We start from the raw sequence: 21,870 nt of genomic DNA, 5'->3' as shown, positions 1-21,870 counted from the left end.
AAAATTTTCTATAAAGCAAAATGTTAGAAAAAATATAGTGAATATTTGAAAACGGTTAAAGTGTCATAAAAGAGTAAGAAAACATTTCTTTTAGAAGAAATTTAAGTTATCTTTAGCTAGCCTATGGGGATCAGTAATGATCTGAAGTTTAACCTTAATTTTATTTAAGCTTTATTATGAATGTATCACGTTTATTTTATTTTCTTTTTCAAGGCAATTTGGTAAAGCGAATTGCAGTTGGTCTTGTACTCGGAATCCTTGTTGCACTAGTGAACCCAAGTATTGAACAAACATTAGGATTTGAACTGGCAGCAAGTGTTGGAATATTGGGACAGATTTTTGTTAAAGCACTACGTGCGGTCGCACCGATTTTAATTTTCTTCCTTGTTATGGCGGCGTTAGCCAATAAAAAAGTCGGTTCGAAAAGCAATATGAAAGAAATTATTGTGCTTTACCTTTTAGGCACTTTCTTAGCTGCATTCGCCGCAGTGATTGCCAGTATGCTTTTTCCTTCGGAAGTGGCATTATCAGTGAAAGAAGATGTTACTTCTGCGCCACAATCGGTCTCCCAAGTATTATTAACTTTAGTGCTTAATGTCGTGGATAATCCACTCAATGCGATCTTTAAAGCAAACTTTATTGGTGTATTGGCTTGGTCTATCGGTTTGGGGTTAGCACTTCGTTATGCCTCTGAGGTAACAAAACAAGTGGTAGCGGATTTTGCAGAAGGTATCTCTAAAATCGTCCACGTCATTATTTCATTTGCACCTCTGGGGGTATTTGGTTTAGTGGCGGAAACCTTATCTGATAAAGGCTTAAAGGCCTTAAGTGGTTATTTCCATTTATTAGCCGTCTTAATTGGTGTCATGCTCTTTACTGCATTTGTGCTTAATCCTATTTTAGTTTATTGGAAAACTCGCCAAAATCCGTATCCATTAGTTTGGACTTGTGTGCGTGAAAGTGGTGTAACCGCATTTTTCACCCGTAGCTCAGCGGCAAATATTCCGGTGAATATCAATTTGGCAAAACGTTTAAATCTTGATGAAGAAACCTATTCCGTCGCGATTCCGCTTGGTGCAAACATTAATATGGCGGGGGCAGCGATTACCATTACGGTATTAACTTTAGCGGCTGTATATACGCTTGGTATAGAAGTATCCTTTATCAGCGCCGTGGTATTAAGTGTGGTTGCTGCACTTTGCGCTTGCGGCGCTTCAGGGGTTGCCGGCGGTTCATTATTACTGATCCCGTTAGCTTGTAGCTTATTTGGTATTTCTGACGATGTGGCGGCGCAAATGATTGGTGTCGGTTTTGTGATCGGTATTTTGCAAGATTCAACTGAAACCGCGCTGAATTCATCAACCGACGTTTTATTTACCGCTGCGGTATGTATGGAAGAAGAACGAAAAAACAACGCATAACTCACTGATGTTAAAGCGGGCGAAAGCCCGCTTTTTGTTTTTTACCTGTATTGCCGATAAAAAACAAAACTGCCATATTCCTTATATTTCGCTATACAAAGTGTGGTCTAATTTGATAGACTTTTTTCGTTTAAAACCGAATAGAGGACGTCAGAATGGATGGATTAACCCTAGCAACATTAGTGTTTCTTGTACTCATTATTGTTATTTTATTTTCAACTATTAAAACTGTTCCACAGGGATATAACTGGACGATTGAACGTTTTGGGCGCTACACGCGAACATTAATGCCCGGTTTAAATATCGTTGTGCCTTTTGTGGATCGTGTCGGTCGCAAAATTAATATGATGGAACAAGTATTAGATATTCCATCACAAGAGGTTATTTCTAAAGATAACGCTAATGTTGCCATTGATGCGGTATGTTTTGTTCAAGTGATTGATGCACGCAGCGCAGCTTATGAGGTTAATCATCTTGAACAGGCGATTATTAATTTAACCATGACGAATATTCGTACTGTACTCGGATCGATGGAGTTGGACGAAATGTTATCGCAACGTGATTCTATTAATAGCCGTTTGCTCGCTATTGTTGATGAAGCAACGAATCCGTGGGGGATCAAAGTAACCCGTATTGAAATTCGTGATGTTCGTCCGCCACGTGAATTGATTGATTCTATGAATGCTCAAATGAAAGCTGAACGTAATAAACGTGCGGAAGTATTGGAAGCAGAGGGGATTCGACAAGCGGAAATTTTACGTGCGGAAGGGGAAAAACAAGCACGTATTTTAAAAGCCGAAGGGGAACGCCAAGAAGCTTTCTTGCAAGCGGAAGCCCGTGAGCGTGCGGCAGAGGCGGAAGCGAAAGCAACACAAATGGTATCTGAAGCCATCGCAAGTGGTGATACGAAAGCAATCAATTACTTCATTGCCCAAAAATACACGGAAGCACTAAAAGAAATTGGCGGTTCAAAAAATAGCAAGGTGGTATTAATGCCATTAGAGGCGGGCAACTTAATTGGTTCTGTGGCAGGTATTGCAGAATTATTAAAAGGCGATAACAAAGCCTAAAGGCATTTAATTTTTTCAAAGTGCGGTTAAAATTGACCGCACTTTTTCTATCAAAGGAGGCAATATGACAGAATGGTTAACCTCGTGGTCATTATGGCATTGGTTGGTACTCGGTTTTGTTTTACTGATTGCTGAAGTGATCATCCCTGGTGTGTTTTTGCTTTGGTGGGGATTGGCCGCTTTAGTGACTGCACTTGTGCAATTTATTTTTCCGAATTTTGCCTTAACAGGATTGGCAATTTTTTATGCGGTTTTGGCGTGTATTTTGTCGGTGATTTGGTGGCGCTATCAATATAATAAAGACAATCGGGATCAGGCTCAAAGTACATTAAATCAAAGGGATCACGCTATGCTCGGTAAACAGGGAACCGTGCGGGAAATTGCGGCAAACGGTATTGGCAGAGGGGCATTTGACGATACGACTTGGCGCATTCAAGGGGAACGTCTTATGGTGAATGATCTTGTCAAAGTGGTGCGTGTAGAGGGTATCACGCTTATTGTGGAAAAGGTAATAACAGAATGAATCATCTTATTATTTTTGCGCATCCTAATTCTAAAGGTAGCTTTGGGCGTGCAGTGGCGGATTGTGTGGCGAAAACCAGTCAAATGCTTGGGGTAGAAACCCAATTCCGTAATCTCTATACCATGGATTTTAATCCGATAATCTCTTTTGAAGAATTACAAGCAGTGAATAGCGGCATCATTCCCGAGGAAGTCAAATATGAACACGATCTTATTCGCCAAGCCGATTTAATTACGCTTGTTTATCCCCTTTGGTGGATGGGATTTCCAGCGCTTTTAAAAGGTTATCTGGATCGGGTATTAAGTCATGGTTTTGCTTACAAAACAGAAAATGGAGAATCCGTTGGTTTGCTTAAAGGGAAACAAATGCAGCAATTCATCACACTTGGTAGCAATGTTGATAAGTATAAAGAATTTGGTATTGATAAATCCTTGGATCATTGTTTAGTGAACGGTTTATTTAATTATTGCGGTATTGAAAAGGTAACCTATGAGCTATTTGGTGATATTCATTTAATTGATGATGAAGCACGTCGTACAATGCTTGATGTTGTTGAGCAAAAAACATTGGAAAAATTAACCGCACTTTTAAATGGAAAAGCAGTATGACTACAGAAAAAACACTAAATAATTTTTCTTTAATTAGCCGTTTATTCGGCAACTTATTTTATCGTGCTCCGACAGATCCGGTGCTTGCCGGTGTTTTTGATTGGTTGCAACAAAAAGGCTTAAACCAAGTGTGGGCATTAGATGCGGATAAAGAAAGTCAAGCTGCGTTAGATAATCTTCAGTTAAAAATCGATCTCACCTTGTTAAATCAAGAATATCAAAAATTGTTTGGTACAGAAGGTCATGTTGCCACAGCGATTTCAGCTTATGATATTGATTTAGCGGATTTTATCGCTTTTCGTGATGAGCGCAGTATGCCGGAACTGGAAAGTGCGGATCATTTTGCGTTACTTTTGCTAACGGCTTCTTGGTTAGAAGATAATGTTGATTCCATTTCTGCGCAACGAACCCTATTTGAAGCTTTCTTATTGCCTTGTGCAGCGAAATTTTTAACTCAAATAGAAACCTATGCTACCTTACCGTTTTATCGCTCTTTAGCGTATTTAACGCGAGAAATTTTGGCTGCAATGGCGGATGAGTTAGAGGAACATAACAGATATGGTGATATAGACTAAAAAAGATATTCTCTTATTTTCCTTTATTTTGTTGGTGTGTAGTCATTATATTTTTACTATATCGTGCCATTGAGCATGCTCATTTAAGTGGAGAACCATTATTTATCGGAGAATATTATATTGGTTATGCACTAGTGCTTTTTACACTAAGCTTTCCTTTAGGTAGTCTTTTTATTTTCATTTTATCTCTAGTTGGTTTTGGTGGCGCTGCATTTTTAATCCCTTCTCTGCATTTATTTTGACTATTTTTGCTACTTTCGGTTTTTATATTCAGTGGTATGTGCTTTATCCTAAATTACGAAAAGCGATATTAAGAAAATACTTTAATGGTTCAGAAAGTTATTTTATTTTTGATGTGCTTATTTTGTTTTGATTGTTTTTTTCATTTTATCTACTTTTTCTTGGGAGCCGTGAGGCTATTTTTTATATAAATTTTGCCTAAGAATTAATTTATACGACTAATAAGGGTTTAGAGTTAAATTGATGAAAGAGTGTAATTATTAATATTAATAATTTTGTAAACAAAAAGGAAAACATTGATGAGAATAATAATAATAGAAACAGCAGAAGAGTTTAAGATGGTTTTGGATGAAGAAATGGGTTCTCCTTATTTCCCAAGAGTTGAAGATGAGCAGATTTGGCTGGATGTTATTGAAAAATACCCTGATTTGGAATATATCGTTGTTCAATATTTAGTTTCTCCTGCGGTATTAGCAAAATTAGCATATAGTAAAGATTCTGATGTTCGATGTATGGTGGCTGAAAAACGCCGAATTTTACTTGAAACCTTTGAATTACTATCAAATGATAAAGATTATACCGTACGTATGAGGGTAGCAATTAATGCAAAATGTCCTAAGCATATTTTAGAAAAATTAGCGAATGATAAACATGAAGAGGTTGTAGATTCTGCTATGCGTAGTCTAAAAAAACGATTTGGAGGGTGATTAAGGATAGGTCATTATTATTTTTTATAAATACTTCAATCACACTAGAAATACTTTATTTTGTTTCGTATAATTTTTGAGGTTTTTTGTTTACTATCAATTAAATGAGGAAATTATGAGTATCGCTAAAAAATTAAAATTTCAGGATTTAAAAAAAGGGACAGCTTCACTACTAAAGGGATTAGTTTCCGTTGTGATTGGTGGAGGTTTAATTATTAACGAGTTTTTAAACTATTTTTCTTCCATTGAAAATAAATGGATTTTATGGATCTTAAGTAGTGTTTTGGTGATCTATGGTTTAGTAAAAATGTTTACGGGCTGGGTGGTTTTTCAGTCCGCTAATCAGAGTGTAGGTGAACCGTTTTTTGGTTTATTGATCCTACTGGAACCCAAAGCTCCATTACAAAATGACGAAGAAAAATATGCATTTTTAATTGATGGTTTTTATGAAAGTTCATTGATTTTACATGATGACAAAGAGTCTTTAGCAGAATTAAAAAATAATCCGCTTCATCGCCGTGAACTGAGCGTGCAATATGGTGATTCTTTCGCTCTGAACGATTTCTATGGGATTTATAACGAAGCAGAATCAACGGTAAAATCTTCACTTTCGAATTCTTGGGATATTAACAGTTCGGAAGAGGCAAGGGAACAGATTGCAGCTCTATGGGATGGTGCAGTGGAGGGAGCGGAAATGTCATTAATGGCTTATTCGAATGCTGAGGATTTAATTCAATCTATTGTTGAACTGGGCTTTGACAATAAAGATATGGACGCTGAAAAAATCAACGTTTCTGGTTTTGATTTGGTTCGCACTATCTGGGTAGCTCGTCATAGCTATGTTGCTGGTTACATTGAAGCGGAAGAGTTACGTGCTATTTCGCGTAACGTAGCAGCGTTTACGGCTGCAAACTATGCAAACTGGCAAGAGTTGGGATATTCCTATCTGGTTAGTTACTTAGATTGGTTAGAAAATGCAAAACCAAGTTTTGCGTATAATATGTTAAAAGAACGTGTTTATGCGGTTTCTCAATATCTCTCCCAGCAGCATAGTCCTCTTGCCGGCACATCGCTGGATGAATTAAGAGCTTATTTCGATTCACTTCCGGTAGGGGAAAACTAAAAAAACAAACGGCTGATATTCAGCCGTTTTTCTCACTAGAGCTTATTCTAATGTCGCCAAAATAATTTGTTCCGGATCGATATGCAACCAAATTTGTTGATCAATTTTCCATTGGTTTGGTTGGGTGATTGTTGCACAAAATTCCATTCCGCTATCATCAAAAACTAAAATAGCTTCCTCTTCATTGATTGATTTTATGTTAACGGGAAATTGATTTGCCTGATTTTCCAAAGGCTGTTTCGTCATTTTCACCCAAGGTGCTTTACACATCAGCATCACTTCTTTTTCTGTCATTAATTTTAAACGTGAAGCACTTTTTGTGGTAATTGATACTTGTAAGGGGATTGGCAATCCCTCTACGTTTACATCAACAATACAGCGGGTATCCATCATTCGTTGGCGTGCAACCTTGCCAAAGAGTTGATTCCGTGCACTACTTTGTAAGGAAAAACGTGCAGTGGCGGTAAGCAGACTATCAAGCGGTACGGATTCATCTTGCAAAATTTTGAAGGCATGCTCTTGGGTTTTCTCTAGTAGATCGTAAAGTTGCAGTAAACGTTCTGCATAGCTTGTTAAACTTGTACCGCCGCCATTTTTTCCTCCCGTATTGCGTTTCAGTAAAGGGGAGGGGCTGAGCTTATTCATTGCTTCAAGATGGTCCCACGCACTTTTGTAACTGACTTTCGCATTTTTTGCCGCTTGATTAATTGAACCGCATTGTTGAATTTCTTTGAGTAAGCGAACCCGCTTGGGATCAATAAAGAGCATTTGTTGCAGTTTTATTGTGAGTAAAATTTCAGTATTTTTCATAGGGATTCCTTCATAACAATAGAGCGTTATATATTTTATGATAAAACCACATTTTTACGTATCGCTATTCTTTATTTCGATATATAATAAAGTAAATAACGTTATTTGACATAGGAGAAATGATGAAAAAATCAACTCAAATTTCAATCGCACTTTTTATTTTCGGTTTTGGCCTTTCTTTGGCTGCTTCGGCGAAAGTTACCGTGTTTGCCGCAGCCTCAATGACGGATGCGTTACAGCAGGTCGCAGCAGATTATGCGAAACAAAACCCTAAAAATGAAGTGGTATTTTCTTTTGCTTCCTCTTCAACCTTAGCAAAACAAGTGGAAGAAGGCGCTCCGGCAGATATTTTTATTTCAGCCAGTAATAAATGGATGAAATATCTTTCTGAGAAGGATTTAACGGTGAAAGAGTCGGAAAAAGTATTGGCGGGAAATAAATTGGTCTTGATTGCTCCGACAAAAAGTGCGATCGAAAAGATTGATATTGCTAAAGGCGAGTGGATTGAAGCATTAAAAGATAGTTATTTATCAGTGGGGGATCCGGCACATGTTCCTGCAGGGCAATATGCGGAAGAAGCTTTAATCAAATTAAATCTGTGGGATAAAGTGAAAGCTCGCTTGGCTCGGGCTAAAGATGTGCGTGGTGCGTTAGCGTTAGTTGAAAGAGCTGAAACGCCTTATGGTATTGTGTATAGCACAGATGCGAAAGTGAGCCAAAAGGTGAAAACTGTAGGGATATTTCCATTAGAGAGTTATAAACCGGTGGTTTATCCTATGGCGATTTTGAAAGGCCATGATCATTCGGATTCCCGTGATTTCTTAACATATCTCAATTCTGAAGCAGCGAAAAATGTGCTGGAAAGCTACGGTTTTTTCCGTGAAATAAATCAAACTAAAGAAAGGGTAAGTTTTTTCCCCTTTTGTTAAAATGTTAAGCAAGATATTAATGTTATAAGGATAGGCAGTTTGCTCACTCAATTTCTTTCCCTATTTAACCTTAGTCCGTTAGAAACGGATGCAATTCGCTTGAGCTTAAGTGTGGCATTTAGTGCCATGTGTTGGAGCTTACCCCTTGCGATCTTTGTAGCATGGTTGTTGGCGCGTAAAAATTTTTATGGTAAGTCCTTAGTGAGTGGCATTATTCATTTACCTTTAGTGTTACCGCCGGTTGTCATTGGGTATGTATTGTTGGTAGCAATGGGGCGAAATGGATTTATCGGACAGTATCTATATCAATGGTTTGGGTTATCTTTTGGGTTTAGTTGGAAAGGGGCGGTACTTGCTTCGGCGGTGGTGGCTTTTCCTTTAGTCGTTCGGGCGATTCGTCTTTCCCTTGAAAGTATTGATGTTCGGTTTGAACAGGCGGCGCAAACTTTGGGGGCTTCTCCATGGCGTGTATTTTTTTCGATCACTTTTCCCCTTTCACTACCGGGAGTATTAGCCGGATTAATATTAGGTTTCGCCCGTTCATTAGGGGAGTTTGGTGCGACCATTACTTTTGTCTCTAATATTGCAGGTGAGACCCAAACCATTCCTCTTGCCATGTACTCTTTTATTCAAACGCCAGGAGCAGAGGCGCAAGCAGCCCGTTTATGTGTATTCGCCATTATCCTTTCATTAATTTCATTGCTTGCTTCGGAGTGGTTAAGCAAATATATGCAGAAAAAATTAGGGCGGGGAAATGTTGCAAATTAATGTAAAAAAACAGTTGGGGCAACTTGCCTTACAAGTGAATTTATCAATTCCTGAACAAGGGGTAACTGCCGTTTTCGGTTTATCCGGTTCAGGTAAAACCTCTTTAATTAATCTTGTGGCCGGATTAATTCAACCTGATGAAGGATTTATCCGGTTAAATGACCGCACTTTAGTGGATATTGAAACTCAAGTAAATATAGCGGTTCACCAAAGAAAAATTGGCTATGTATTTCAAGATGCCCGTTTGTTTCCTCACTATAACGTGAAAGGCAATTTATGTTATGGGATGAAAAATATACAGAAAGAGGATTTTGATTACATTGTTGAGTTGCTTGGTATCAGACATTTATTAAAACGCTATCCGCTCACGCTTTCCGGTGGTGAAAAGCAGCGTGTTGCTATTGGTCGGGCTTTGCTGACAGATCCGGAAATATTGTTGATGGATGAACCGCTTTCAGCCTTAGATATGCCGCGTAAGCGGGAATTAATGCAGTATTTGGAGCGACTTTCTCAAGAAATTAATATTCCTATTTTGTATGTTACGCATAGTTTAGATGAATTATTACGACTTGCGGATCTCGTGGTATTAATGGAAAACGGAAAAGTAAAAACCTATGATTCTGTGGAACGAATTTGGAACAGTTCTATTTTTGCACCATGGAAAGAGGAAAATGAGCAGAGTAGTGTTTTAGCTTTACCTGTGCATTTACACAATCCGCCTTATAAAATGACCGCACTTTCACTTGGCGAACAATCACTTTGGATTAATCAAGTCAATACGGAGGTGGGGGAGCTTGTACGGATTTGTATTTATAGTTCTGATGTTTCAATCGCCTTACAGAAATCGCAACAAACCAGTATTCGCAATATTTTACAGGGGCAAATTGCACAAATTGATATACAGGATTCACGCGTCGATATTGCACTATTAGTCGAAGGGCATAAGATTTGGGCAAGTATCAGTAAATGGGCACAAAATGAATTACGCTTTACGGTTGGTATGAATGTTTATGTACAAATTAAAGCGGTATCCGTTGTTTAAAATGATATTCCATAAGATTATAAGCTATAACAAAAAACGATTAGATCTTTTATGAGAAAGTCTATCTAATATCGCAATTCAAATTTATAGGGGAATATTAATATGTTATTTCTTACTTTAATCATTTTTGTACTGATTCTTGTATTGTTAGGCTATCTTTATAAAAAGACACAAAAATTAGGACAAACCGTTTTTGTCGGCTTAGCGCTTGGTTTAGCATCAGGGGCATTGCTGCAAAATATTGGTGCTGAGGAGACGATTAAAACCGCATTGGATTGGATTAATCTTGTGGGTGGAGGCTATGTCCGTTTATTACAAATGATCGTGATGCCATTAGTCTTTGTGTCAATTTTATCGGCTATCACCCGTTTAAATGAGGCGCGCGCTTTAGGTAAGATCAGCTTTAGTGTACTTTCCGTATTACTCGTTACTACGGCGATCGCCGCATTTATCGGTATTATTATGGTACAACTATTCGGTTTAACGGCAGAAGGCTTAGTCGCCGGTGAACGTGAGCTTGCCGCTCAAACCAAAGTATTAGGTCGTGCGGATCAAATTAATGCCTTAAGTGTGCCGGCAATGCTACTTTCTTTCATTCCAAAAAATCCTTTTGCTGAATTAACGGGCGCAAATCCAACCTCAATTATTAGTGTGGTGATCTTCTCTGCATTTTTAGGCGTCGCGGCGTTGAGTTTACGTAAAGAAAATCAGGAGTTGGGTGATCGCATTGCTCAGGGAGTGGAAACCTTAAATAAATTAGTCTCACGCCTAGTTCGTTTTGTGATCCGTTTAACGCCTTATGGTGTATTTGCTTTGATGATTAAAGTGGGAGCGACATCAAAATGGGCGGATATTCTGAATTTGGGAAGTTTTATTGTCGCTTCTTATATTGCGATCTTCTTGATGTTTGTTATTCACGGCTTGTTACTTTTCTTATCTGGTATTAGCCCGATTCAGTATTATAAAAAAGTCATGCCGGCATTGAGTTTTGCCTTTAGTTCCCGTTCCAGTGCTGCGACTATCCCGCTTAATATCGAAACCCAAACGGATAAGTTGGGCAATAACCCTGCTGTTGCGAATTTCTCAGCCACTTTTGGGGCGACAATCGGACAAAATGGCTGTGCAGGAATTTATCCTGCGATGTTGGCTGTTATGGTTGCGCCAACGGTAGGCATTGATCCTTTTACGGTAAGCTATATTGCGACACTTGTTTTAGTAGTGGCGATTTCTTCTTTTGGTATTGCCGGTGTGGGCGGTGGAGCAACTTTTGCAGCGATTGTTGTGCTTTCAACCTTAGGTTTACCGCTTGAGTTAGTCGGTTTATTAATTTCAATCGAACCGCTCATTGATATGGGACGTACAGCATTAAATGTTAACGGTGCAATGACAGCGGGAACATTAAGTAGTAAATGGTTGAAATTGAAAGAATAATATGTTGAATAGAAACATCATATTTATGATGACTTAACAAAAAGCCCGCAAAGTGCGGGCTTTTTTGCTTAAATTTTTACTTATCCGATTTCCCTAAATTATCAAAGAATTTCTTCACGCCGTCTAAAAAGCCGGAGGATTTCGGGCTATGTTTGCTTAACCCTTTGCCTTGCAAACTTTCTTCAAGTTCTTTCAGTAATTCTTTTTGTTTACTGTTTAAATTCACCGGTGTTTCGACCACAATACGACAGATTAAATCGCCTGCATAACCGTTACGATTAGACATTACCCCCTTGCCGCGCATTCGGAATAATTTTCCGGTTTGGGTTTCGGCAGGAATCTTGAGTTTTACTCGACCATCTAAGGTTGGGACTTCAATTTCACCGCCGAGTGCGGCAGTCGCAAAGCTAATCGGGACTTCACAATAAAGATTGTTTCCGTCGCGTTCAAAAATATGATGTTCTTTCACATGAATTACGACATAAAGATCACCCGCCGGAGCACCGCTTTCGCCGGCAGCGCCTTTACCTGGCAAACGAAGCTGGTTACCTGTATCCACGCCTGCCGGAATTTTAACGGAAAGACTTTCTTTTTTATGAATGCGACCGTCCCCATGGCAAACGTGGCAAGGTTTTTCAATTTTCTTGCCGGAACCGTGACAAGTCGGACAAATACTTTCAGATACAAAGAAACCTTGTTGCCGGCGAACACGCCCCGCGCCGTGACAGGTTGGACAGGTTTCAACTTTTGAGCCTTTTTCCGCCCCTGTACCATCACAGTTATCGCAATGAGCAAGCGTGTTGATTTGAATGTCTTTGGTGGTGCCTTTTACTGCTTCTTCTAAGCTGATTTCAAGATCATAGCGTAAATCTTCACCACGCACTACACGCTGACGGGTACGGGCACCGCCACCAAAAATATCTCCAAAAATATCGCCGAACATATCACCGAAATCTGCACCGCCAAATCCGCCACCGAATCCACCGCCGCCGCCAAAACCACCTTGTTCAAAGGCAGCGTGTCCGTACTGATCGTAAGCCGCACGCTTTTCTTTATCGCCTAAAACTTCATAAGCTTCTTGGATTTCTTTGAATTTTTCTTCTTTCGCTTTATCACCCTTAGTTCTATCAGGATGATATTGCATTGCGAGTTTTTTATATGCACGCTTAATTTCTTTTTCGTCAGCACCTTTTTGAATGCCGAGGAGTTCATAATAGTCTTGTTTTGCCATTAGGTTTGTTCCGTTTTATCTTTCTCCGAATGGTTTCTACCATTATTCCCCCCCTTTTTACTAACTAATAGGGAGCTAGAGAGATTTAAAGTGCGGTCAAAATTTGAAATATTTTTCCGTGAAAAACAGTTAAAAATTTAACCGCACTTTGCTATCAGGTATATACACGAAAAGGGCGTTTTACAACGCCCTTGTTAGTATTAACAAATAAATTATTTGTTATCTTTCACTTCTTCAAACTCGGCATCAACAACGTCATCGTTTGGGGTGCTGTTGCTTTGAGTTTGCTCGCCTTGAGGCTGTGCAGTTTGTGCGAGTTTTTGTGCTGCTTCGACAAGAACTTGAATTTTCGCTTCAATTACCACTTTATCTTCGCCTTTTGCAGCCGTTTCTAAGTCACTTAATGCACTTTCGATCACACCGCGATCTGTTGCAGGGAGTTTATCCCCCGCTTCATCTAATTGTTTGCGTGTGCTGTGAATTAAATGATCGGCTTGGTTACGGGCTTGAACCAATTCTTCAAATTTACGGTCTGATTCTGCATTTGCTTCAGCATCACGAACCATTTGTTGAATCTTTTCATCACTTAAACCGGAAGACGCTTTAATCGTGATTTGTTGTTCTTTGCCGGTACCTTTATCTTTTGCAGATACATGGATAATACCGTCTGCGTCGATATCGAAGGTCACTTCAATTTGTGGCATACCACGAGGTGCAGGATTAATACCTTCTAGGTTAAATTGACCTAAAGATTTATTCGCTGATGCTTGTTTACGTTCGCCTTGTAACACATGGATAGTTACCGCACTTTGGTTATCTTCCGCCGTTGAGAACACTTGTGATTTCTTCGTTGGAATCGTGGTATTTTTCTCAATTAAGGTCGTCATCACACCACCCATGGTTTCGATACCGAGTGATAATGGGGTAACGTCTAACAATAATACATCGGTAACATCACCGGCTAATACACCGCCTTGCACTGCCGCACCGACCGCAACGGCTTCATCCGGGTTGACGTCTTTACGTGGTGCTTTGCCGAAGAATTTTTCCACTTCTTGTTGAACAAGCGGCATACGGGTTTGACCACCCACTAAAATCACATCATCAATTTCAGATGGAGATTTGCCCGCATCTTTTAATGCAATACGAACAGGCTCAAGCGATTTAGCCACTAAATCTTCAACAAGTGATTCTAATTTCGCACGGGTTAATTTAATGTTTAAGTGTTTAGGGCCTGTTGCATCCGCTGTGATGTAAGGAAGATTTACATCTGTTTGTTGAGCAGAAGAAAGCTCAATTTTCGCTTTTTCAGCAGATTCTTTTAAGCGTTGCATTGCAAGCGGGTCATTACGTAAATCAACGCCTTGCTCTTTTTTGAATTCATCCACTAAATAGTTAATAATACGGTTGTCGAAGTCTTCACCGCCTAAGTGGGTATCACCGTTGGTTGCCAATACTTCGAAAGTTTTCTCGCCGCCGACTTCATCAATTTCAATAATTGACAAGTCAAATGTACCGCCACCTAAGTCATAAACAGCGATAGTTTTGTTACCCGTACCTTTGTCCAAACCGTAAGCTAATGCCGCAGCTGTCGGTTCGTTGATGATACGTTTTACATCTAATCCTGCAATACGACCAGCGTCTTTGGTTGCTTGACGTTGTGCATCGTTAAAGTATGCCGGAACGGTAATAACCGCTTCAGTAACGGATTCGCCTAAGAAATCTTCCGCTGCTTTTTTCATTTTTTTCAATACTTCGGCAGAAATTTGTGGAGGCGCTAATTTTTCACCTTTGACTTCAACCCAAGCATCGCCGTTATCTGCTTTAGTAATGGCAAACGGCATAATATCAATATCGCGTTTTACTTCTTCATCTTCAAAACGACGACCAATTAAACGTTTGATTGCAAACAATGTGTTTTTTGGATTGGTTACCGCTTGACGTTTTGCCGGTTGACCGACTAATGTTTCATTATCATTTGTATAAGCAATAATTGACGGAGTCGTACGATCACCTTCAGCATTTTCAATGACACGAGGTTTGTCGCCATCCATTACAGCCACACAAGAGTTGGTTGTTCCTAAGTCAATACCAATAATTTTTCCCATTTTGTTCTCCTAATTAAATTTTTAATTCAGTGTAATTTATTACGAGTTGTAAGATGTGGATACTTCTTCGTATTTCAAGAGAAAATTTAAAAATTTTTTATTTTTCTTACTTCAAAATACGGTCGTTTCCGTCCTTGCCTTGTAAGATAAGAACGAAGCATAAAACTTCAAGGGGTGATTTGTAAATTTTTGATAAAAAGATGGAGAAGAAGAAAAAGTGCGGTAGAATTTGCACAATTTTTATATTTTATTATCAAAAGGATGCTTATGAAAAAATCAAAAATTGCTATTGGCGTAATTGCTGTACTAGGAGCTGCTTGGGTTGGTGGTACTTGGTTTACCGGTCAAACCGCTGAATCGGAATATAAACGCCAAATTGAATTGAACAATCAAAAATTCCGTGCATTGGGAGGATCGGATTCTTTCAATGTTGAATTTAAAAATAAACAATTTGAGCGTGGTTTTTTCAGTTCTCAAGTTGAAGATGAAATTGTCATTTCGTTAGCGAAAGAAGAAAAACAATGGATAATTCCTTTTTCATCGACACTTTATCATGGACCGTTGCCTCTTAATCAGCTGATAAAATTTAATTTTATGCCGGCAATGTTTGCTGTGGAAGGGACGGTTGGTAAAAACGAAATGACACAGCTATTGTTTGATATCACCAAATCAGACAAACCGATTCAGTATCAAGCCGCAACAAGCTATGCCTTAGCTACAAAAGGCATATTAAAAGTATTAGGTGGTGAGTTTATTGATCCTAAGTCAGCCAAAAATAAATTGGCTTGGTCCGATGTGGATATTGACTTTGATGTCAATAAAGATCTTTCCGGTCAGTATGATGCTTCAGTTTCTAATATAACATTTGATTTGGCGGGTAACGCCGAGGCAGAAAATCATACTGATTCAAACAATTTTGAATCTGAGAAATTTCACTGGAAAGGGATCAAATTTAGTACGACTTTTGCCCCAACGAAATGGTCATATCTTTACACCGGAAAAGGGACGTCTTCTATTGACAGTATAGAGATGACAAGTCTGGATAAAAATGGAACAACGATGTCTGTTGTGGAAAAAGGTGTAAAAAGTACATCTGAGGTGAATTTAGAAGGCGATTTTTTAAGCCTGAAAGCTACAAACAATATAGATGCCCTAATAATTGATAATAAAGATTTGGGTAAGATAGCCTACAATATTGAATTAAATCATTTTGAAGCCAATGCGATTAATGCTTTGTTTGAATCTCTTATTAGTGTATTAAAAGAAGGGAATACAGGGGGAGTAAATCAAATTATTGAAGTATGGGCTAAGCAATATGGTATGGCTATTTTCAATAACCAACCACAAATTAAATTGAACCCGATCTCAATTTCCGATAATCAAGGAAAAGTGGCGTTAGATATGAATATTGCTTTAGCTAAAGACCCTAAGCTTGATGTTATGCACGGTCATTTATATAAACAATTTACGGATTTTGTTGTCGATATTCAGGTGGATAAAGCAACGGCTGAAAACCTTATGACGAAATTCTTCCCGGAAGAAGATAAAGCAAGTATTAAGGCTAAAATTGAGGAAATGGCAGCAGAAGTCGTGAGCAAAGGCATTGCCGTAAATAATGAAAAATCCGTGACGATGAAACTGGTGCTTGAAAATGGGGAGTTGAAATTAAATGGTCAATCTGTGCCGGAAGAACAAGTCGTTAGCGTGATTTTTATGCTGTTAATGGGGGCAGCGATGCAGCATTAAGGTCGATTAAATTCACATTGACGATAGCAAAAGGAGATAAAGATAATTTATCTCCTTTTTGTACTTTAAAGTGCGGTTAACTTTTACTGAGTTTTATCCTAAACGTTCTTTTAAATAATTTTCGTAGTCTGGGATTTCAATTTCTATATTTTGCTCAAAAAGCGGAGATGTGAGTAAAAAATCTGCTGTGGTTTGATTAATGGCGACCGGAATGTTCCACACGGTTGCAATGCGCATTAAGGCTTTCACATCAGGATCATGGGGGGCTGCATTCATTGGATCCCAAAAGAAAATAATAAGATCAATTTTCTTTTCTGCAATAAGTCCGCCTAATTGCTGATCGCCACCCATCGGCCCGCTTAATAAAGGTTGAATTGTTAAGCCCGTTTCTCGTGCCAATAAATGTCCCGTTGTGCCGGTCGCGTAAAGCCGATGGGAACTTAGTGCAATGTTGTGCTTTTCTACCCACCGAATAAGGTTTTGTTTGCAATTATCATGTGCTACAAGGGCGATGTGTTTGTGTTGATTGAGCGTTCTGGTTGTTGATTTCATAAAGAAAGTCCTTGTATTAAAAATTGTAGGAACTCTAGCGTAAAGATTATACAGAAGCAATGATTTTACTCATAGTTTAATGAGTTAATTAAAATGCTCTGAAAAAGTACCGCACTTTAGGTAAATGGGATAAAACAGAAAACGAGAAAAAGTAAGTTCAATGAAAATTTACTATCTTTATTTCAAAAAATCTTCTAAAATTTATGAAATTTGTTAAATGCTTGTAAAAGCCGAAACAAGCATTTCTTATATTCGTGTTTGGCTTTTAGCTGAACTAATTTTCACTTAATTAACAGATAAGGAAAACCTATGTCTGAGATTTTAAAAAATGACGTAGATCCAATCGAAACTCAAGATTGGCTACAATCATTAGATTCTTTGATTCGTGAAGAAGGTGTTGAGCGCGCGCAATATATTATTGAACAAGTAATAGGTCAGGCGCGTACTAACGGTGTATCATTACCAACAGGCGTGACCACAGATTATGTGAATACCATCCCTGTGTCCGAGCAACCGGCTTACCCGGGTAACCATGAAATTGAACGTCGTATTCGTTCTGCAGTACGTTGGAATGCGATTGCAATGGTTTTACGTAGTCAGAAAAAAGATCTCGACTTGGGCGGTCATATTTCAACTTTCCAATCTGCTGCAACCATGTATGAAGTGTGCTACAACCATTTCTTTAAGGCTGCAACAGAGAAAAATGGCGGAGACCTCATTTTCTTCCAAGGCCATGCGGCACCGGGTATGTATGCACGTGCTTTCTTAGAAGGTCGTTTAACGGAAGAGCAATTGGATAATTTCCGCCAAGAAGCATTTGCTGATGGTTTATCCTCATATCCTCACCCGAAATTAATGCCTGAATTCTGGCAATTCTCTACCGTTTCAATGGGATTAGGTCCTGTTAATGCAATCTACCAAGCTCGTTTCTTAAAATATTTAGATAACCGTGGTTTAAAAGATACAAAAGATCAAAAAGTGTATGCCTTCTTAGGTGATGGAGAGATGGATGAAATTGAGTCTAAAGGTGCGCTAACATTTGCCGCGCGTGAAGGCTTAAATAATTTAATTTTCACAATCAGCTGTAACCTTCAACGCTTAGACGGCCCTGTAAATGGTAACGGTAAAATTGTTCAAGAGTTGGAAGGTTTATTCACTGGTGCAGGATGGGAAGTCATTAAAGTGCTATGGGGTAGTGACTGGGATAAATTGTTGGAGAAAGATACTTCCGGTAAATTAACCCAACTCATGATGGAAGTGGTAGATGGTGACTATTTAACATTTAAATCGAAAGATGGTGCTTACGTACGTGAACATTTCTTCGGTCGTTATCCGGAAACTGCGGCATTAGTTGCTGACATGACAGACGATGAAATTTGGGCGTTACGCCGTGGTGCACATGATGCGGAAAAACTTTATGCAGCTTATGCAAAAGCACAAAATGCAACAAAACCGGTTGTTATTTTAGCGCAACAGGTTAAAGGCTATAAAATTCCTGAAGCTGAAAGTAAAAATACAGCCCACCAATCTAAAAAAATGTCTTATGAAAGCCTTAAAGGTTTCCGTGACTACTTCCAGTTACCATTAACCGATGAACAAGTTGAGAATTTAGAATACATTAAATTCCCTGAAGGTTCCGAAGAATACAACTATTTACACGGTCACCGTAAAGCATTAAACGGATATGTGCCTGCACGTAAACCTAAGTTTGATGTGGAATATAAAGTTCCGGCATTAGATGACTTCAAAGCGTTATTAGATGCGCAACCTCGTGGTATCTCAACCACTATGGCATTTACCCGTGTATTAAACACCTTATTAAAAGACAAAAATATCGGTAAAACGATTGTGCCACTCATCGCAGATGAAGCGCGTACTTTCGGTATGGAAGGTTTATTCCGTCAAGTGGGTATTTACAATCCACATGGTCAAAACTATGTTCCTTCAGACCGTGATTTAGTTGCTTACTATCGTGAAGCAACCGATGGTCAAGTTTTACAAGAGGGGATCAATGAATTAGGTGCGACGGCATCTTGGTTAGCCGCAGCAAACTCATATTCGGTAAATAACCAACCAATGATTCCGTTTTTCATTTATTACTCCATGTTCGGTTTCCAACGTGTAGGCGATATGATGTGGCTGGCTGGCGACCAACTTGCACGTGGTTTCATGATTGGTGGTACATCAGGCCGTACAACACTAAACGGTGAAGGGTTACAACACGAAGACGGTCACAGCCATATTCAAGCGGGTGTGATTCCGAACTGTGTAACTTATGATCCGTCATTTGCCTTTGAAGTTGCTGTAATCATTCAAGACGGTATTCAACGTATGTACGGTGAAAAACAAGAAGATGTGTTTTACTACATCACTACATTGAATGAAGTGACAGAACAACCGGCAATGCCTGAAGGTGCTGAAGAAGGTATCCGTAAAGGTTTATATAAATTTGAAACGGTGAAAGGTAAAGGCAAAGGTCATGTTCAATTGTTAGGTTCCGGTGCGATTATGCGTCATGTTCGTGAAGCGGCTCAAATCCTGGCAAATGATTATGGTGTGACTTCAGATGTATTCTCCGCACCGTCATTTAATGAATTGGCTCGTGAAGGTAACGATGCGGCTCGTTGGAATTTATTACACCCAACAGCAGAGCAACGCGTACCTTATGTTGCACAGGTATTGGCAGACTTACCGACAGTGGCATCCACAGACTATGTTAAAGGTTATGCGGATCAAATTCGTGCATTTGTACCGACTAAACATTATCACGTATTAGGTACTGACGGTTTCGGTCGCTCAGACAGCCGTGCGAACTTACGTGAGCACTTTGAAGTCGATGCGCGCTATGTTGTTGTTGCCGCGCTTTCTCAATTGGCAAAAGAAGGTACTGTAACAAATCAAGTTGTTGCGGATGCTATTGAGAAATTCGGTTTGAATGTGGATCGTATCAACCCGCTTTATGCGTAATCGATAGGAACTGCGGTCAAAAATCTTTGCGAATTTGACCGCACTTTATAAGGAACAAAAAATGTCAAAACAAATTCAAATTCCTGATATTGGTAGCGATGAAGTTACTGTAACGGAAGTAATGGTTAAAGTCGGTGATACCATTACAGTAGATCAAAGTATTATTAATGTGGAAGGCGATAAGGCTTCAATGGAAGTACCTGCACCGGAAGCTGGCGTGGTAAAAGAAGTTTTAGTGAAGGTGGGTGATAAAGTTACTACAGGCACACCAATGTTGCTATTGGATTCTGCGGAAGTTGCTGAATCGGCTCCGGCATCAGCACCTGTACAAGATGTTGAAGCAGCGGTAGCAAGCGTAGTCGAAGTCAATGTGCCTGATATTGGTTCTGATGAAGTAAATGTTACTGAAATTATGGTGAAAGTAGGGGATTCAGTTGAAGTGGATCAATCTATCATCAATGTAGAAGGTGATAAAGCTTCTATGGAAGTGCCGGCACCAATCGCAGGTGTGGTAAAAGAAATTTTAATCAATGTGGGGGATAAAGTTTCTACCGGAAAATTAATTATGAAATTTGAAGTGGCAGGTGCAGCACCAGCTGTTTCTGCCCCGGTTCAAGAAACGACACCAGCTGCTGCAGCGGCAACATCGGCAATTAAAGATGTGAACGTGCCGGATATCGGTGGCGATGAAGTGAATGTCACTGAAATTATGGTTGCGGTAGGTGATACAGTTTCCGAAGAGCAATCTTTAATTACGGTTGAAGGCGATAAAGCTTCAATGGAAGTCCCTGCACCGTTTGCAGGTGTAGTAAAAGAAATTTTAGTGAAATCAGGTGATAAAGTTTCTACTGGCTCATTAATTATGCGATTTGAAGTGGCGGGGGCTGCGCCGGTTCAAGCTCAAGCTGCAGTGTCTGCACCACAATCTGCATCAACATCAGCCGCTCAACCGGCTCCGGCAGCCCAAAGTGGCAATGTATCAGGTTTAAGCCAAGAACAAGTTGTAGCAAGTACAGGTTATGCGCACGCTACTCCGGTAATCCGTCGTTTAGCTCGTGAATTTGGCGTGAACTTAGATAAAGTAAAAGGTTCAGGTCGTAAAGGGCGTATTGTTAAAGAAGATATTCAAGCTTATGTGAAGACTGCGGTTAAAGCTTATGAAAGTGGAACGACCGCCTCTGCTGCGGCTGGTACGGGTGTGGCAAATGGCACAGGCTTAGGCTTATTACCATGGCCGAAAGTGGACTTCAGCAAATTTGGTGAAGTAGAAGAAGTGGAGTTAAGCCGTATCAATAAGATTTCCGGTGCAAACTTACACCGTAACTGGGTGATGATTCCACACGTAACTCACTTTGATAAAGCGGATATCACCGATTTAGAAGCGTTCCGTAAAGAACAAAACGTATTAGCTGAAAAACAAAAACTAGGTGTAAAAATCACGCCGGTTGTGTTCATCATGAAAGCTGTGGCGAAAGCATTAGAAGCGTATCCGCGTTTCAATAGCTCTATCACGGAAGATGCACAACGCTTGATCTTGAAAAAATACATTAACATCGGTGTGGCGGTTGATACGCCAAATGGCTTAGTCGTACCTGTGTTCAAAAATGTAAACAAAAAAGGGATTATTGAGCTTTCCCGTGAATTAATGGAAGTGTCGAAAAAAGCACGTGAAGGTAAACTTTCTGCCTCCGATATGCAAGGCGGCTGTTTTACCATTTCCAGCTTAGGCGGTATCGGTACAACGCATTTTGCTCCGATTGTAAATGCGCCGGAAGTCGCTATTTTAGGTGTTTCTAAATCTTCTATGGAACCGGTATGGAATGGTAAAGAATTTACTCCTCGTTTAATTCTCCCAATGTCATTATCTTTCGATCACCGTGTGATTGATGGGGCTGACGGAGCACGTTTCATTAGCTACATTGGTTCTGTATTAGCGGATTTACGTCGCTTAATTATGTAATAAATAACGCCTCTCGTACGATTGAGGGGCGTTTTTTTAAATGTTCCTGATTGCTCAAA

Annotated in this window: 18 protein-coding genes; 14 read left to right on the top strand and 4 right to left on the bottom strand. The window is 39.5% G+C overall.

What is annotated here, in order from left to right; all coding sequences use genetic code 11:
• Nucleotides 1-176 precede the first annotated feature (176 nt).
• The 7 genes from sstT (at nucleotide 177) to PNEUHYL_RS01120 (ending at nucleotide 6,267) form a co-directional block, all read left to right on the top strand.
• Nucleotides 177-1,421, top strand: coding sequence for a serine/threonine transporter SstT (gene sstT / locus PNEUHYL_RS01150; protein WP_059365437.1), 1,245 nt, complete (start codon nucleotides 177-179; stop codon nucleotides 1,419-1,421).
• Nucleotides 1,422-1,576: 155 nt separating this feature from the next.
• A complete protein-coding gene (locus PNEUHYL_RS01145; protein ID WP_059365436.1) occupies nucleotides 1,577-2,491 on the top strand; it encodes an SPFH domain-containing protein in 915 nt (304 codons plus the stop codon).
• A 64-nt stretch (nucleotides 2,492-2,555) separates the two neighbouring features.
• Complete coding sequence (locus PNEUHYL_RS01140; RefSeq protein WP_059365435.1) at nucleotides 2,556-3,014, top strand: NfeD family protein; 459 nt, start codon at nucleotides 2,556-2,558, stop codon at nucleotides 3,012-3,014.
• Nucleotides 3,011-3,622: an NAD(P)H-dependent oxidoreductase gene (locus PNEUHYL_RS01135; RefSeq protein ID WP_059365434.1), complete on the top strand. Its 612-nt coding sequence runs from the start codon at nucleotides 3,011-3,013 to the stop codon at nucleotides 3,620-3,622. Before PNEUHYL_RS01140 ends, PNEUHYL_RS01135 begins: the two co-directional genes overlap by 4 nt.
• Nucleotides 3,619-4,197 (top strand): TorD/DmsD family molecular chaperone, encoded by a 579-nt coding sequence (locus tag PNEUHYL_RS01130; RefSeq protein ID WP_059365433.1) that lies wholly within the window; start codon nucleotides 3,619-3,621, stop codon nucleotides 4,195-4,197. Before PNEUHYL_RS01135 ends, PNEUHYL_RS01130 begins: the two co-directional genes overlap by 4 nt.
• A 539-nt stretch (nucleotides 4,198-4,736) precedes the next feature.
• On the top strand, nucleotides 4,737-5,144 hold the full coding sequence (locus PNEUHYL_RS01125) for a hypothetical protein (protein ID WP_143529654.1): 408 nt from the start codon (nucleotides 4,737-4,739) through the stop codon (nucleotides 5,142-5,144).
• 115 nt (nucleotides 5,145-5,259) lie between these two features.
• Nucleotides 5,260-6,267 carry a DUF1266 domain-containing protein gene (locus PNEUHYL_RS01120; RefSeq protein WP_059365431.1) on the top strand — a complete coding sequence of 336 codons (1,008 nt, stop codon included), beginning with the start codon at nucleotides 5,260-5,262 and terminating at the stop codon, nucleotides 6,265-6,267.
• 42 nt (nucleotides 6,268-6,309) lie between these two features.
• Here the strand turns inward: PNEUHYL_RS01120 and PNEUHYL_RS01115 are convergent, their stop codons facing one another.
• Nucleotides 6,310-7,077: a TOBE domain-containing protein gene (locus tag PNEUHYL_RS01115; protein WP_059365430.1), complete on the bottom strand. Its 768-nt coding sequence runs from the start codon at nucleotides 7,075-7,077 to the stop codon at nucleotides 6,310-6,312.
• Nucleotides 7,078-7,199: 122 nt separating this feature from the next.
• On the opposite strand from PNEUHYL_RS01115, the gene modA reads away from it, so the two are divergent.
• The 4 genes from modA (at nucleotide 7,200) to PNEUHYL_RS01095 (ending at nucleotide 11,247) form a co-directional block, all read left to right on the top strand.
• Nucleotides 7,200-8,006, top strand: coding sequence for a molybdate ABC transporter substrate-binding protein (modA, locus tag PNEUHYL_RS01110; RefSeq protein WP_059365429.1), 807 nt, complete (start codon nucleotides 7,200-7,202; stop codon nucleotides 8,004-8,006).
• 39 nt (nucleotides 8,007-8,045) lie between these two features.
• Complete coding sequence (modB, locus tag PNEUHYL_RS01105; protein WP_059365428.1) at nucleotides 8,046-8,774, top strand: molybdate ABC transporter permease subunit; 729 nt, start codon at nucleotides 8,046-8,048, stop codon at nucleotides 8,772-8,774.
• On the top strand, nucleotides 8,761-9,816 hold the full coding sequence (gene modC / locus PNEUHYL_RS01100; RefSeq protein WP_059365427.1) for a molybdenum ABC transporter ATP-binding protein ModC: 1,056 nt from the start codon (nucleotides 8,761-8,763) through the stop codon (nucleotides 9,814-9,816). Before modB ends, modC begins: the two co-directional genes overlap by 14 nt.
• Before the next feature lie 102 nt (nucleotides 9,817-9,918).
• Nucleotides 9,919-11,247 carry an L-cystine transporter gene (locus PNEUHYL_RS01095; RefSeq protein WP_059365426.1) on the top strand — a complete coding sequence of 443 codons (1,329 nt, stop codon included), beginning with the start codon at nucleotides 9,919-9,921 and terminating at the stop codon, nucleotides 11,245-11,247.
• Nucleotides 11,248-11,323: 76 nt separating this feature from the next.
• Here PNEUHYL_RS01095 and dnaJ read toward each other — a convergent pair whose 3' ends face one another.
• Both dnaJ and dnaK read right to left on the bottom strand, forming a co-directional pair.
• Nucleotides 11,324-12,478 carry a molecular chaperone DnaJ gene (gene dnaJ, locus PNEUHYL_RS01090; RefSeq protein ID WP_059365425.1) on the bottom strand — a complete coding sequence of 385 codons (1,155 nt, stop codon included), beginning with the start codon at nucleotides 12,476-12,478 and terminating at the stop codon, nucleotides 11,324-11,326.
• A 212-nt stretch (nucleotides 12,479-12,690) separates the two neighbouring features.
• Nucleotides 12,691-14,586: a molecular chaperone DnaK gene (gene dnaK, locus PNEUHYL_RS01085; RefSeq protein ID WP_059365424.1), complete on the bottom strand. Its 1,896-nt coding sequence runs from the start codon at nucleotides 14,584-14,586 to the stop codon at nucleotides 12,691-12,693.
• A gap of 267 nt (nucleotides 14,587-14,853) precedes the next feature.
• Between dnaK and PNEUHYL_RS01080 the strand changes: the two genes are divergently transcribed.
• Nucleotides 14,854-16,332, top strand: a complete 1,479-nt coding sequence (locus PNEUHYL_RS01080; protein WP_059365423.1) for a YdgA family protein — start codon at nucleotides 14,854-14,856, stop codon at nucleotides 16,330-16,332.
• A 93-nt stretch (nucleotides 16,333-16,425) separates the two neighbouring features.
• On the opposite strand, the gene mgsA is transcribed toward PNEUHYL_RS01080, so the two are convergent.
• The gene (gene mgsA, locus PNEUHYL_RS01075; protein ID WP_059365422.1) at nucleotides 16,426-16,884 is read right to left on the bottom strand and encodes a methylglyoxal synthase; all 459 of its coding nucleotides are present in this window, start codon (nucleotides 16,882-16,884) and stop codon (nucleotides 16,426-16,428) included.
• Nucleotides 16,885-17,193: 309 nt separating this feature from the next.
• Between mgsA and aceE the strand changes: the two genes are divergently transcribed.
• Nucleotides 17,194-19,851, top strand: coding sequence for a pyruvate dehydrogenase (acetyl-transferring), homodimeric type (aceE, locus tag PNEUHYL_RS01070; RefSeq protein ID WP_059365421.1), 2,658 nt, complete (start codon nucleotides 17,194-17,196; stop codon nucleotides 19,849-19,851).
• Nucleotides 19,852-19,912: 61 nt separating this feature from the next.
• Nucleotides 19,913-21,811: a pyruvate dehydrogenase complex dihydrolipoyllysine-residue acetyltransferase gene (gene aceF / locus PNEUHYL_RS01065; protein WP_059365420.1), complete on the top strand. Its 1,899-nt coding sequence runs from the start codon at nucleotides 19,913-19,915 to the stop codon at nucleotides 21,809-21,811.
• Nucleotides 21,812-21,870: the final 59 nt, after the last annotated feature.

Source organism: Rodentibacter caecimuris (genome assembly GCF_001019715.1).
GTDB classification, from domain to species: domain Bacteria; phylum Pseudomonadota; class Gammaproteobacteria; order Enterobacterales; family Pasteurellaceae; genus Rodentibacter; species Rodentibacter caecimuris.
Note: the sequence above shows the minus strand (reverse complement) of the source record. Positions and strands in the feature narration are given on the sequence as shown.

What these genes read in the sequence shown, in the direction of transcription:
- sstT (WP_059365437.1), top strand. Translation starts at nt 177, where the DNA reads ATGAATGTATCACGTTTATTTTATTTTCTTTTTCAAGGCAATTTGGTA.
- PNEUHYL_RS01145 (WP_059365436.1), top strand. Translation starts at nt 1,577, where the DNA reads ATGGATGGATTAACCCTAGCAACATTAGTGTTTCTTGTACTCATTATT.
- PNEUHYL_RS01140 (WP_059365435.1), top strand. Translation starts at nt 2,556, where the DNA reads ATGACAGAATGGTTAACCTCGTGGTCATTATGGCATTGGTTGGTACTC.
- PNEUHYL_RS01135 (WP_059365434.1), top strand. Translation starts at nt 3,011, where the DNA reads ATGAATCATCTTATTATTTTTGCGCATCCTAATTCTAAAGGTAGCTTT.
- PNEUHYL_RS01130 (WP_059365433.1), top strand. Translation starts at nt 3,619, where the DNA reads ATGACTACAGAAAAAACACTAAATAATTTTTCTTTAATTAGCCGTTTA.
- PNEUHYL_RS01125 (WP_143529654.1), top strand. Translation starts at nt 4,737, where the DNA reads ATGAGAATAATAATAATAGAAACAGCAGAAGAGTTTAAGATGGTTTTG.
- PNEUHYL_RS01120 (WP_059365431.1), top strand. Translation starts at nt 5,260, where the DNA reads ATGAGTATCGCTAAAAAATTAAAATTTCAGGATTTAAAAAAAGGGACA.
- PNEUHYL_RS01115 (WP_059365430.1), bottom strand. Translation starts at nt 7,077, where the DNA reads ATGAAAAATACTGAAATTTTACTCACAATAAAACTGCAACAAATGCTC.
- modA (WP_059365429.1), top strand. Translation starts at nt 7,200, where the DNA reads ATGAAAAAATCAACTCAAATTTCAATCGCACTTTTTATTTTCGGTTTT.
- modC (WP_059365427.1), top strand. Translation starts at nt 8,761, where the DNA reads ATGTTGCAAATTAATGTAAAAAAACAGTTGGGGCAACTTGCCTTACAA.
- PNEUHYL_RS01095 (WP_059365426.1), top strand. Translation starts at nt 9,919, where the DNA reads ATGTTATTTCTTACTTTAATCATTTTTGTACTGATTCTTGTATTGTTA.
- dnaJ (WP_059365425.1), bottom strand. Translation starts at nt 12,478, where the DNA reads ATGGCAAAACAAGACTATTATGAACTCCTCGGCATTCAAAAAGGTGCT.
- dnaK (WP_059365424.1), bottom strand. Translation starts at nt 14,586, where the DNA reads ATGGGAAAAATTATTGGTATTGACTTAGGAACAACCAACTCTTGTGTG.
- PNEUHYL_RS01080 (WP_059365423.1), top strand. Translation starts at nt 14,854, where the DNA reads ATGAAAAAATCAAAAATTGCTATTGGCGTAATTGCTGTACTAGGAGCT.
- mgsA (WP_059365422.1), bottom strand. Translation starts at nt 16,884, where the DNA reads ATGAAATCAACAACCAGAACGCTCAATCAACACAAACACATCGCCCTT.
- aceE (WP_059365421.1), top strand. Translation starts at nt 17,194, where the DNA reads ATGTCTGAGATTTTAAAAAATGACGTAGATCCAATCGAAACTCAAGAT.
- aceF (WP_059365420.1), top strand. Translation starts at nt 19,913, where the DNA reads ATGTCAAAACAAATTCAAATTCCTGATATTGGTAGCGATGAAGTTACT.